Source organism: Pseudomonas sp. Yb2C2, assembly GCF_052112325.1.
GTDB classification, from domain to species: domain Bacteria; phylum Pseudomonadota; class Gammaproteobacteria; order Pseudomonadales; family Pseudomonadaceae; genus Aquipseudomonas; species Aquipseudomonas marginalis.
In genome coordinates this window covers 92,943-105,241 of the sequence record NZ_JAVAJK010000007.1, presented here as the reverse complement: position 1 = coordinate 105,241, position 12,299 = coordinate 92,943, and the positions used below count along the sequence as shown (strand labels likewise).

General features: G+C 61.4%; 7 protein-coding genes and 2 tRNA genes. 7 read left to right on the top strand and 2 right to left on the bottom strand.

Features of this window, described 5'->3' with window-relative positions; all coding sequences use genetic code 11:
* The first annotated feature begins 20 nt into the window (after positions 1–20).
* From Q8X51_RS11860 to Q8X51_RS11850, 3 genes are all read left to right on the top strand, one after another.
* Positions 21–1,553, top strand: coding sequence for an AmpG family muropeptide MFS transporter (locus tag Q8X51_RS11860; protein WP_065925013.1), 1,533 nt, complete (start codon positions 21–23; stop codon positions 1,551–1,553).
* Between the two features lie 155 nt (positions 1,554–1,708).
* Positions 1,709–3,424, top strand: a complete 1,716-nt coding sequence (locus tag Q8X51_RS11855; protein ID WP_407693882.1) for a proline--tRNA ligase — start codon at positions 1,709–1,711, stop codon at positions 3,422–3,424.
* A 20-nt stretch (positions 3,425–3,444) separates the two neighbouring features.
* Positions 3,445–4,398, top strand: a complete 954-nt coding sequence (locus Q8X51_RS11850; protein WP_065947903.1) for a hypothetical protein — start codon at positions 3,445–3,447, stop codon at positions 4,396–4,398.
* Between the two features lie 64 nt (positions 4,399–4,462).
* On the opposite strand, the gene dinB is transcribed toward Q8X51_RS11850, so the two are convergent.
* The gene (gene dinB, locus Q8X51_RS11845) at positions 4,463–5,521 is read right to left on the bottom strand and encodes a DNA polymerase IV (RefSeq protein ID WP_330215765.1); all 1,059 of its coding nucleotides are present in this window, start codon (positions 5,519–5,521) and stop codon (positions 4,463–4,465) included.
* Between the two features lie 283 nt (positions 5,522–5,804).
* On the opposite strand from dinB, the gene Q8X51_RS11840 reads away from it, so the two are divergent.
* The 4 genes from Q8X51_RS11840 (at position 5,805) to Q8X51_RS11825 (ending at position 10,413) form a co-directional block, all read left to right on the top strand.
* Positions 5,805–5,881: transfer RNA gene (locus Q8X51_RS11840), tRNA-Met, on the top strand.
* Positions 5,882–6,141: 260 nt separating this feature from the next.
* Positions 6,142–6,218 (top strand) — tRNA-Met (locus Q8X51_RS11835).
* A 266-nt stretch (positions 6,219–6,484) separates the two neighbouring features.
* On the top strand, positions 6,485–9,127 hold the full coding sequence (gene mprF, locus Q8X51_RS11830; protein WP_065925010.1) for a bifunctional lysylphosphatidylglycerol flippase/synthetase MprF: 2,643 nt from the start codon (positions 6,485–6,487) through the stop codon (positions 9,125–9,127).
* The gene (locus Q8X51_RS11825; protein WP_065925009.1) at positions 9,127–10,413 is read left to right on the top strand and encodes a virulence factor family protein; all 1,287 of its coding nucleotides are present in this window, start codon (positions 9,127–9,129) and stop codon (positions 10,411–10,413) included. Before mprF ends, Q8X51_RS11825 begins: the two co-directional genes overlap by 1 nt.
* A gap of 135 nt (positions 10,414–10,548) precedes the next feature.
* On the opposite strand, the gene recJ is transcribed toward Q8X51_RS11825, so the two are convergent.
* Positions 10,549–12,258, bottom strand: a complete 1,710-nt coding sequence (recJ, locus tag Q8X51_RS11820; protein WP_065924825.1) for a single-stranded-DNA-specific exonuclease RecJ — start codon at positions 12,256–12,258, stop codon at positions 10,549–10,551.
* Positions 12,259–12,299: the final 41 nt, after the last annotated feature.

Genomic DNA, 12,299 nt, shown 5'->3' with positions numbered 1-12,299 from the left:
TCTGAGGCAGACTCCAGCCCATGCCCCGTAAAACCTGGCGCGCCGCGCTCGCCGCCTATGCCAGCCCCTCGACGTTAGTGCTGTTGTTGCTCGGCTTTGCCGCCGGCTTGCCTTACATGTTGGTGTTCTCGACGCTTTCGGTGTGGCTGCGTGAGGCCGGTGTGGCCCGCGAGACCATCGGCTATGCGAGCCTGATCGGTTTGGCGTACGCCTTCAAATGGGTCTGGTCGCCGCTGCTCGACCAATGGCGCCTGCCACTGCTCGGTAAACTCGGACGTCGTCGCTCCTGGCTGGTGCTTGCACAGTCGCTGGTGATCCTCGGATTGATCGGCATGGGCTTCTGCGACCCGCAGAAACACCTGTCCTGGCTGATCGCCATTGCCGTCGTGGTGGCCTTCGCTTCCGCCACCCAGGACATCGCGGTCGACGCCTATCGCCTGGAAATCGCCGACGACAGCCGCCAGGCCGCCCTGGCCGCCAGCTATATGTCCGGCTACCGCATCGCCGCCCTGCTGGCCACGGCCGGTGCGCTGTTCTTTGCCGAAGGCTTCGGCTCCACCGGCTTCAACTATAAGCACTCGGCCTGGACCGGCACCTATGTGCTGTTCGGCGTGCTGATGATCCCGGCGCTGCTGACCACGCTGTTCATGCGCGAACCGAATGTACCGCTGCGCACCCAGTTGCAGGCCGGGCGCTACAGCTTCGTGCATCAGTTGGTGTCGGTGTTCGTGCTGATCGTGTTGCTGGTGTCCGTACCGGCGATGTTCACCCAGCTGTTCAACACCGACTTCGCCAGCGTGCTGTTCCAGGGCGTCAGCCTGTGGGACTTGCTGATGGACGACCGCGCGTTCCTGCGCGCCATTCTCTATATCATTCTCACCACACTGTGCCTGTCGGCCATGGGCCGACGGGGCCTGGCGCCGGTGCTCACGCCGGTCAACGACTTTATCCTGCGCTACCGCTGGCAGGCATTGCTGCTGCTGGGGCTGATCGCCACCTATCGCATGTCCGACACAGTGATGGGCGTGATGGCCAACGTGTTCTACATCGACCAGGGCTTTACCAAGGATCAGATCGCCGGGGTCAGCAAGATCTTCGGCCTGATCATGACCCTGCTCGGCGCCGGCATGGGCGGCCTGCTGATCGTGCGCTTCGGCATCCTGCCGATCCTGTTTATCGGCGGCGTGACGTCGGCGGGGACCAACCTGCTGTTCGTGATGCTCGCCGACATGGGCCCCGACCTGCAGATGCTGATCTTCACCATCTCCCTGGATAACTTCAGCTCGGGCCTGGCCACGTCGGCATTCGTGGCCTACCTGTCGAGCCTGACCAACCTCAAGTTTTCCGCCACCCAATATGCGCTGCTCAGCTCGATCATGCTGTTGTTGCCTCGCCTGATCGGCGGGTATTCGGGGGTGATGGTGGAGAAGTTCGGGTACCACAACTTCTTCCTGATCACCTGCATGCTGGGCGTGCCGACATTGCTGCTGATTGCGTTGCACTGGTATCAGGAGAATCGGCGGATTCGGTTGAATCCGCCGGTAGAGGACTGATTCTGGGGGCCCTTTAAAAGCCAGACCGCGGCGCCCCCATCGCGAGCAAGCTCTGCGCCTACAGACAGCCCTGCATTCTGATGCCTGTACGGCGGCAGTTTGCGCCCGTACAATCCCAAGTCATTTCAAGTCCAAGCAACCGACAACGGCCTACCATGCGTACCAGTCAATATTTGCTCGCCACACAGAAAGAAACGCCTTCCGATGCGGTCGTGATCAGCCACCAGCTGATGCTGCGCGCCGGCATGATCCGCAAACTGGCCTCGGGCCTGTACACCTGGCTGCCCATGGGCTTGAAGGTGATGCGCAAGGTCGAAGCCATCGTTCGCGAAGAAATGAACGCCGCCGGCTCTCTCGAAGTGTTGATGCCGAGCACCCAACCGGCCGAGCTGTGGCAGGAATCCGGGCGCTGGGAAGAGTACGGCCCTGAGTTGCTGCGCTTCAAGGACCGTCATGGCCGCGACTTCTGCGCCGGCCCGACCCATGAAGAAGTGATCACCGACCTGATGCGCAACGAGTTGAGCAGCTATAAACAGCTGCCTCTGAACCTGTATCAGATCCAGACCAAATTCCGCGATGAAATCCGTCCACGCTTCGGTTTGATGCGCGGCCGTGAATTCATCATGAAGGACGCCTATTCGTTCCACGCCGACCAGGCATCGCTGCAGGCCACCTACGACCGCATGCACCAGGCCTACTGCAATGTGTTCACGCGCCTGGGCCTGAAGTTCCGGGCGGTTGAAGCGGACAATGGCTCCATCGGCGGTGCCGGCTCCCACGAATTCCACGTGCTGGCCGAGTCCGGCGAAGACGATATCGCGTTCAGCAACGGTTCCGACTACGCGGCGAACATCGAGAAAGCCGAAGCCGTGCCACGGGAAACGTCCCGTCCAGCCCCGGCTGAAGAACTGCGCCTGGTGGATACGCCAGAGACCAAGACCATCGCGGCCCTGGTGGAGAAATTCAATCTGCCGATTGAAAAGACCATCAAGACCCTGATCGTGCACGCCGAAGAAGAAGGCAAGCTGATCGCCCTGGTGATCCGTGGCGACCACGAACTCAACGAAATCAAGGCCGCCCAGCAACCTGGCGTGGCCAGCCCGCTGGTCATGGCCAGCGATGCCGAACTGCGCGACGCCATCGGCGCCGGTGCCGGTTCCCTCGGCCCGCTGAACCTGCCGCTGCCGATCATCATCGACCGCTCGGTCGAGTTGATGAGCGACTTCGGTATCGGCGCGAACATCGACGACAAGCACTACTTCGGCGTGAACTGGGAGCGTGACCTGCCGGTGCCGACCGTGGCCGACCTGCGCAACGTGGTGGCCGGCGACCCAAGCCCGGACGGCAAGGGCACCCTGGAAATCAAGCGCGGCATCGAAGTCGGGCACATCTTCCAGCTGGGCAACAAGTACAGCAAGGCGATGAAGTGCGAAGTGCTGGGCGAGAACGGCAAGCCGATTACCCTCGACATGGGCTGCTACGGCATTGGCGTTTCCCGCGTGGTTGCCGCTGCCATCGAGCAGAACAACGACGAGAAAGGCATTATCTGGAGTGACGCCCTCGCGCCTTTCCAGGTGGCCCTGGTACCACTGCGTTACGAAACCGAGCAAGTACGCGAAGCCACCGACAAACTGTATGCCGAACTGACGGCCGCTGGTTTTGAAGTGCTGCTGGATGACCGCGACAAGAAAACCAGCCCGGGCATCAAGTTCGCCGACATGGAGCTGATTGGCATCCCGCACCGGATCGTGGTCAGTGACCGCGGCCTGGCCGATGGCAATCTGGAATACAAGAGCCGGACCGAATCCGAAGCCCAACCCTTGCCGGTGGCTGACGTGCTGTCTTTCCTCCAGGCGCGTATTCGTCGCTGAAAACCAGATCAAGAGACGTCATGTTCAAGCGAAACACCAGAGCCCTGGGGGGCGCCGCCTTGTGCGGCGCCCTGCTGGTCAGCGGCTGCGCCAATCAGATGTCGCAACGCAGTGAGCACGAGGAGCGGGTCGAGCGTAAGTTGCTCGACCACAGCCTGCAGATCGATGTAGGCGAACCCAAAGTGCTGGAACTGCCGCAACGCCGGGTTCGCATTCACGAGCAAAAGACCTTTGAGGTCACCGAATTCGAAGTTACCCGTCGTTACGATCGCTACACGCCTTACCAGCCCTGGCGCAAACTCTATGAGATGCCCCTGGGTGCACTGGCTTTGGTCGCGGGTGCGGGCGCCAACGTGGCGAACATCTTCGCCCTCGGTAACCTGCCGACCAGCATGACCCACGACTGGCTGACCTACGGCGTGGACGGTCTCAACCCGTTCATGAACGTGCAATCCCATGGGCGCGCGCAACAGAACCTGGCGGGTATCGATGAAGTCCAGCGCGACAAACGCGTGGAGTATTCGAGCCTGCCCTGGAGCGAGCGCCCGGTCCAGGTCACCGCCGGCAAACAGACCCATGAGCTGACCACCGACCGCAACGGCGTGCTGCGCCTGAACCTGTTGGACAGCCCGTTTGCCGAGCAGGACCTGAACCGCGTCACGACCTTGAAGATCAGCGTGGAAGATGGCCAGGACGACGTGCACTCGGACTCGACCCTGGCGATCAGCAGCACCCTGCGCGGCAAGTTGCTGGAAGCCCACGGCCTGATCTACGACGACCTGGAAGACGATGAAGTCAGCCAGTGGGTGCACCGGGTCAAGCGCCTGTCGGAGCTGGGCCTGGAGGAAGAAGCCAGCGAACTGGAACAAAGCCTGATCGAACTGACCCGCAATGATCCCGAGTTGCAGCAGGAATTCCTGCAGGCGTTGACCAAGGATGCGGGGCGGTTGGTGGCGGATCCCGGAGCACGCTGAGGCTTCGAAAACGCTGCAGATCCAAATGTGGGGGCTTGCTTCCTCCCACATTTTTTCCCGGCTTCTACCAGAAGAACTCTAACTGTTCGTTCCCGCCACTCAGGTCCAGCAACCGCACCCCAATCCCCAACAACCGCACCGGTTTCCCACCGCGATTGAACGCCTGGGTCATCAACTGTTGATAACTCTCCAGATCCCGCGCCGCGCCCGCCTGCTCCAACGTTGTCTGGGTAAAGTCATGAAACTTCACCTTAACGAACGGCTTGCCCGCCTTGTAGCTGCTGTCGATACGCGCCATGCGCCCTGCCAGGGTCTCCATCAGTTCGGGCAGTTTCGCCAGGCAGCTTGAGAGATCCGGCAGGTCCACATCGTAGGTATTTTCCACACTGATGGACTGCCGCCGGCTGTCGTTCTGCACCACACGTTCATCTATCCCACGGGCCAGGCTCCACAAGCGCTCGCCAAAGCTGCCGAACTCACGTACCAGCGCCAGCTTGTTCCATTCGCGCAATTGCAGGCAGTCTTCGATGCCCAGGCGCGCCAGCTTGTCTGCCGTCACCTTGCCCACGCCGTGCAACTTGCTTACCCGCAGCTGGGAGACAAAGTCCTCGACCTGATCCGGGGTGATGACAAACAGGCCGTTGGGCTTTTTCCAATCGCTGGCGATCTTGGCCAAGAACTTGTTCGGCGCCACGCCGGCGGACACGGTGATGTGCAATTGGTTGGAGACCCGGCGCCGAATGTCCTGGGCGATGCGCGTGGCGCTGCCGCCAAAGTGCGGGCTATCGGAGACATCCAGGTAGGCCTCGTCCAGCGACAGGGGCTCGATCAAGTCGGTGTAGTCGCGAAAGATCGTCTGGATTTCCTTCGACGCCTCCTTATAGGCATCCATGCGCGGCTTGACGATGGTCAGGTCCGGGCAGAGCTTCAGGGCATGTCGCGACGACATGGCGGAACGCACCCCATACGCCCGCGCTTCGTAGTTGCATGTAGCGATCACACCCCTTCGATCTGCCGACCCACCTACTGCCAGGGGCTTTTGCGCCAGGCTCGGGTCATCGCGCATCTCAATGGCGGCGTAGAAGCAATCACAGTCAACGTGGATGATTTTGCGCTGCGTCATAAGTAGAAAGGCGGGTTTAATCCAACGGGTGGCCAGTATCGCATCCACCCCTGTATATAGCACCAGTAGTTTGAATCTTCCGATTGAGTGGTAGGAAATTTCCTAGATGAATTTATTTTCTCAATCGAAATTAGCCTTCCAATAGAGCTGAAACCCTTGGCCCTACTGGCCCGCACGCCTCAAATGGCCCCGCATGGAGACCTAACCGATTGAACCACAAGCGCTTTTCTTCGATTCACAGGTTGACACACTCGTGATCCTCTGTAGAATGCCGACACACAGACGCGGGATGGAGCAGTCTGGTAGCTCGTCGGGCTCATAACCCGAAGGTCGTCGGTTCAAATCCGGCTCCCGCAACCAAACATCAAAAAAGGCTACTCGAAAGAGTGGCCTTTTTTGTTGTGGCTGTCCCGTCCTGGGCTGCGAAGCAGCCCCACACAAGATAGTGTGCACTTCACCACGGACTGCTCCGCAGCCCGGCGCGGGGCAAGCCCGCTCACTACAAAAAGCGTTTTCAATCGCGAACTTAGGTTACATGTCAGCTATTTCACACTTATTTGACCCATCGGCTCATTAACGGTTGACACCTCGCCATCTGGCTGTAGAATGCCGCCCACAGACGCGGGATGGAGCAGTCTGGTAGCTCGTCGGGCTCATAACCCGAAGGTCGTCGGTTCAAATCCGGCTCCCGCAACCAAACATCAAAAAAGGCTACTCGAAAGAGTGGCCTTTTTTGTATCCGATGAAAAAGTTCTTCTGAAACAATGGCATGGCATCTTTCATGAAACCGTACACGGTTTGTAGAGTCCATCTCATTGCACGCTATGCTTACGCCTCTACGACCAATGGCCGCAGTCGCCGCCCCCGGTGATCCGCGTTAATATTTGTAATTATTTTGTCCATAGGGATTGGTAACTTGGCTGGATACCTCCATCCTGTCGCGCACAATCCACGAGGTGATTGATGCGCGCCAACTCGTCTGAACCACAAGACACCGTCACAGCAGAACAACCTATCGCCCCCACCCGCTTGCGCTGGCTGGATCTGTTGAGCAAATACCGGCAACCCATCGGGCTGGCCGTGACCTTGTTGCTGTTCGCAATCGCCCTGATCGCCTGTCGGCACCTGCTATTGGAGCTGGACCTCTACGCCCTCCACGACTCGATCCTGGAAGTCCCCAAACCCGCATTGCTCGGTGCGTTCGCCGCCGCCGTCGCCGGGTTTGTCATTCTGCTGGGCTATGAGTTTTCCGGCGCACGCTATGCCGGGGTGAACCTGCCGGCCAAGACCTTGGCCCTTGGCGGCTTTACTGCCTTTGCGATCGGCAATGCCATTGGCCTGTCGATGCTCTCGGGCGGCTCGGTACGCTACCGTTTATATGCACGCCATGGCATCGGGGCTTCGGAAGTCGCCCACATGACCGTGTTCGCCAGCCTGGCACTGGGCTGCGCCCTGCCCCCGCTGGCAGCATTGGCCACGCTGAGCAACTTGCCGGCAGCGTCGACCTACCTGCATTTGCCACAAACGGTGCTCGGCGGCGTTGCCGGCGCAGTGCTGTTGCTGTCGGCCATGTTGTGCATCGGCATCTATCGCCGCCGCCTGCCGGAACAACCCTACCCGGACAACCTGCTGGTAAAAGCCGGGCGTCGGACCCTGCGTCTGCCCGGTCGCCGCCTGACATTCCTGCAACTGATCATCACCGCACTGGACGTTGCCGCTGCCGCCACCGTCCTTTATATGCTGCTGCCGGAAGCACCGCCTTTCGGCCCGTTCCTGCTCGTGTACCTGCTGGCGCTGGCCGCTGGTGTGCTCAGCCATGTGCCAGGGGGCGTGGGCGTATTTGAAGCCATCCTGCTCGCCGCATTCGCCGACAAGCTCGGTGCCGCGCCATTGGCTGCCGCCCTGCTGCTGTACCGCATGATCTACGTGGTCCTGCCGCTGCTGATCGCCTGCGTATTCCTGCTGGTCAACGAAGCGCAGCGCCTGTTCCAGACTCAGCAAAGCCTGCGGGTAGCCTCGGGTTTGGCGGCGCCGGTGCTGGCCGTACTGGTTTTTTTGTCCGGCGTGGTCCTGCTGTTTTCCGGCGCCACGCCAGAAATCGACTCACGCCTGGAAAACATCGGCTTCCTGATCCCCCACCGCCTGATTGACGCCTCGCACTTCGGTGCCAGCCTGATCGGCGTGCTGTGCCTGTTGCTGGCCCAGGGCCTGCGTCGACGCCTGTCGGCTGCGTGGATGCTGACCATGGTGCTGCTGCTGGTGGGCGCCCTGCTCTCGCTGCTCAAGGGGTTCGATTGGGAAGAAGCCAGCCTGATGACCATGACGGCGATACTGCTGGCGATCTTCCGCCGCTCGTTCTATCGCGCCAGCCGCCTGACCGAGCTGCCTTTCTCACCGCTGTATCTGGTGGCCAGCGTCTGTGTGCTGGGGGCTTCTATCTGGCTGCTGCTGTTCGCGTATCAAGATGTACCGTACAGCCATCAACTGTGGTGGCAGTTCACCCTCGATGCCAATGCCCCGCGCGGCCTGCGCTCGCTGCTGGGCGCCGCCGTGCTGCTGGTCATCGTCTCGCTGACCTGGCTGCTGCGCACCGCACGCCCGGTGATCCACCTGCCGACACCCGAGGAACTGGAACGCGCCAGCAAGATCCTGATGGCATCGTCGCAACCCGACGGCGGCCTGGCGCTGACCGGCGACAAGGCGCTGCTGTTCCACCCGAATGACGAAGCGTTCCTGATGTATGCCCGTCGCGGCCGCAGCCTGGTGGCCTTGTATGACCCGATCGGTCCGACCCAGCCCCGTGCCGAAATGATCTGGCAGTTCCGCGACCTGTGCGACATCCATCATGCGCGCCCGGTGTTCTATCAGGTACGCGCCGAGAACCTGCCCTATTACATGGACATCGGCCTCACCGCGATCAAGCTGGGCGAGGAAGCCCGCGTCGACCTGAAACGCTTTGACCTGGAAGCCAAGGGCAAAGAGATGAAGGACCTGCGCTACACCTGGAACCGTGGCACCCGGGACGGCCTGTCCCTGGAGATCTTTGAACCCGGCACGGCACCGATGGATGAATTAAAAGTCATCTCGGACGCCTGGCTTACCGGTAAGAATGTGCGGGAAAAAGGCTTTTCCCTCGGACGCTTCAGCGACGACTACCTCAAGCACTTTCGTATCGCGATCATTCGCTTCGAAGGCCGCCCGGTGGCCTTCGCCAACCTGCTCGAGACCTACAACCACGACCTGGCCAGTCTCGACCTGATGCGCGCCCACCCGGATGCGCCCAAGTTGACCATGGAATTCATGATGGTCGGCCTGATTCAACACTATAAGAGTCACGGCTACGCCCGCTTCAGCCTCGGCATGGTGCCATTGTCGGGCCTGCAACCGCGACGCGGCGCGCCGCTGACCCAGCGCCTGGGCTCGATGGTGTTCCGTCGCGGCGAGCAACTGTATAACTTCCAAGGCTTGCGCCGCTTCAAAGACAAGTTCCAGCCTGACTGGGAACCCCGTTACATGGCCGTGCCCGCAGGACTTGACCCGCTGGTGGCACTGGCCGATACCGCCGCCCTGATCGCGGGCGGCTTGACTGGATTGGTGAAACGCTGATGATTCGACGCTCCTGGCGGTATGTATTGGCCTTTGTAGTGCTGCTCGCCCTGGTCCTGGGTGGCGGCTTTTGGTTCTGGAACCGCCCTGCCCCGCAGCCGACCCTGGAGCAACTGCCCCAGGCCGACGGCTCGGTGATGACCCGCGTGACCCCGGCCGGCACCCCGAAAGCCCGCGTCGCGGTGGCGGTGATGGCTGACGAAACACTGACCGATAGCCAGTTGATTACCCTGAGCCAGGGCGGCAAGGCGCAGATCGTCCAGGTGATCCTGCCAAAGGATGACTGCAAGCTCCAGGAACAAGCGCTGCAAAGCGCCCTGGGCCAGCTCAAGGGCCCCGCGACCCTGGTCAGCGGCATCGGCCCTGGCGCCGCCCTCGCCTGGCGCTGGCTGGCCACTCAGAGCGACGACAAGGCCAACGCCATCTCCGTCGGCTTCGCGTTGGTGCAGGAAGGGTGCAAGGACCCACTGCCGAAAACCGCCGCACACGGTAATTGGCTGGTGGCCTGGAACGACAACCCTGACGATGAAAGCGCCAGTTTCGTACGTGACACCCCGCGCGCCACTACCAGTATCAGCGACTACGACATTCACTATCCGCAAGTGCTGAACAACGAACTGCGCAAGCAACTGGTGGGTTCGGACAACGGCGGCCTGGCGATTCCCGTGGTGGAAGTGCCGGCTGGCCAGGCCAAGGACACCGTGACGTTGTTCCTTTCCGGTGATGGCGGCTGGCGTGACCTCGACCGCGACGTGGCCGGCGAAATGGCCAAGATCGGTTACCCGGTGGTCGGCATCGACACCCTGCGCTACTACTGGCAGCACAAGACCCCGGAACAAAGCGCCAAGGACCTCACCGAGCTGATGCAGCACTACCGGCAGAAGTGGGGCACCAAGCGCTTTGTACTGACCGGTTACTCGTTCGGTGCCGACGTACTGCCGGCGATCTACAACCGCCTGCCGGAAAACGAACAACAGCGTGTGGACGTCATCATCCTGCTGGCCTTCGCCCGCACCGGCAGCTTTGAAATCGAAGTGGAAGGCTGGCTGGGCAACGCCGGCAAAGAAGCCGCGACCGGCCCGGAAATGGCCAAGCTGCCGGCTGACAAGGTGGTGTGCATCTACGGTGCCGAAGAAGTCGACGAGAGTGGCTGCACCGACAAGACCGCCGTGGGCGAGGCGGTGAAACTGCCGGGCGGGCATCACTTCGATGAGAACTATCCGGCACTGGCCAAGCGGTTGGTGGATATCATCGTCAAGCACCAGGCCAAGGACAAAGCCAACTAATCTAAGGCTGTAGGCGATAAAAAATGTGGGAGGGGGCTTGCCCCCGATGACGGTGGGTCAGCTAGAGGTAAGCTGACTGAAACACCGCTATCGGGGCAAGCCCCCTCCCACAGTTGTTTGTGGTGTCAGTGAGATTTAACGCGGTTCGATATGCGCGATCATCAATTGCACGGTTTCATTGCCACGAAACTCGTTCACATCCAGCTTGTAGGCCAACTCCACCCAACGCACGGTCGGGTTCGGCCAGACTTCCCGGTCGACGCCGAAGGCAATGCCATCGAGCTTCACCGACCCGCATTCGCTCTTGAGCACCACTTTCAGGTGCCGCTCCCCTACTACCCGCTGCTCGACCAGTTGGAACACGCCATGGAACAACGGCTCGGGAAAGTGCTGCCCCCACGGCCCGGCGTGGCGCAATGCGCGCGCCAGTTCCAGGTGAAACTCTTCCACCGCCAGGGTGCCATCGGACAGCAGGCGCCCGGTGAGGTCTTCTTCGCGCAGCTGCCGACGCACTTCGGCGTCAAAGGCCTCGGCAAACAGTGGGAAGTTTTCCTCGGGCAAGGTCAACCCCGCCGCCATGGCGTGGCCGCCATATTTGCTGATCAGGTTGGGGTGCTGGCTCGCGACCACCGCCAGGGCATCGCGGATGTGGAAGCCTTGCACAGAGCGTCCTGAGCCCTTGAGCAGCCCATCGCCTGCATCGGCGAAGGCAATGGTGGGGCGGAAGTACCGCTCCTTCATGCGCGACGCAAGAATGCCGATCACACCTTGGTGCCAGTCCGGATCAAACAGGCACAAGCCGTAGGGCATTGAGTCCACCGGCAAGTCCTTGAGCTGAGCCAGGGCTTCGCGCTGCATGCCCTGCTCGATGGATTTGCGGTCCTGGTTCATGCCGTCCAGTTGTGCGGCCATTTCCCGTGCCGCGGCGAAATCCGTGGTGAGCAGGCATTCGATGCCCAGGCTCATATCGTCCAGGCGCCCGGCGGCGTTCAAGCGTGGCCCGAGGATAAAGCCGAGGTCGGTGGAGGTGATGCGCGCTGCATCCCGCTTGGCCACTTCGAGGATCGCCTTGATCCCCGGCCGTGCGCGACCGGCACGAATACGCTCCAGGCCCTGATGCACGAGGATGCGATTATTGGCGTCCAGGGGAACCACGTCGGCGACGCTGCCCAGGGCGACCAGGTCGAGCAGCTCGCCAATGTTGGGTTGAGGCTTGTTTTCATACCAGCCCAAACTGCGCAAACGCGCGCGCAGGGCCATCAGTACGTAGAAGATCACGCCCACGCCGGCCAGGGCCTTGCTCGGGAACTCACAGCCCGGCTGGTTCGGGTTGACGATGGCATCCGCCGCCGGCAGCTCATCACCAGGCAAGTGGTGATCGGTCACCAATACCTGCAACCCCGCCGCTTTCGCCGCCGCCACGCCTTCGACACTGGAGATGCCATTGTCCACGGTGATCAGCAACTGCGGCTCGCGCTGCAGGGCCACAGCGACGATTTCCGGGGTCAGCCCATAGCCGTATTCGAAGCGGTTGGGCACCAGGTAATCGACATGGGCCGCACCGAGCAAACGCAGGCCCAGGGTACCTACGGTGCTGGCGGTGGCACCATCGGCGTCGAAGTCACCGACGATGAGGATGCGCTGGCGCTGCTCTAATGCCGTCACCAGCAAGTCCACCGCCGCGTCGATGCCCTTGAGCTGCTGATAGGGAATCAATCGCGCCAGGCTCTTGTCCAGCTCGGCCTCGGACTGCACGCCACGAGCGGCGTAGAGACGGGTCAATAGCGGTGGCAATTCACCCAGGAAGGGCAAGACGGCGGGCAACGGGCGGGGATCGATGCGCATGGGACGTTGGGGAGTTCTCTGTAGGGGGATTTTAGCTGCAA

What these genes read in the sequence shown, in the direction of transcription:
- Q8X51_RS11855 (WP_407693882.1), top strand. Translation starts at nt 1,709, where the DNA reads ATGCGTACCAGTCAATATTTGCTCGCCACACAGAAAGAAACGCCTTCC.
- Q8X51_RS11860 (WP_065925013.1), top strand. Translation starts at nt 21, where the DNA reads ATGCCCCGTAAAACCTGGCGCGCCGCGCTCGCCGCCTATGCCAGCCCC.
- mprF (WP_065925010.1), top strand. Translation starts at nt 6,485, where the DNA reads ATGCGCGCCAACTCGTCTGAACCACAAGACACCGTCACAGCAGAACAA.
- recJ (WP_065924825.1), bottom strand. Translation starts at nt 12,258, where the DNA reads ATGCGCATCGATCCCCGCCCGTTGCCCGCCGTCTTGCCCTTCCTGGGT.
- Q8X51_RS11850 (WP_065947903.1), top strand. Translation starts at nt 3,445, where the DNA reads ATGTTCAAGCGAAACACCAGAGCCCTGGGGGGCGCCGCCTTGTGCGGC.
- Q8X51_RS11825 (WP_065925009.1), top strand. Translation starts at nt 9,127, where the DNA reads ATGATTCGACGCTCCTGGCGGTATGTATTGGCCTTTGTAGTGCTGCTC.
- dinB (WP_330215765.1), bottom strand. Translation starts at nt 5,521, where the DNA reads ATGACGCAGCGCAAAATCATCCACGTTGACTGTGATTGCTTCTACGCC.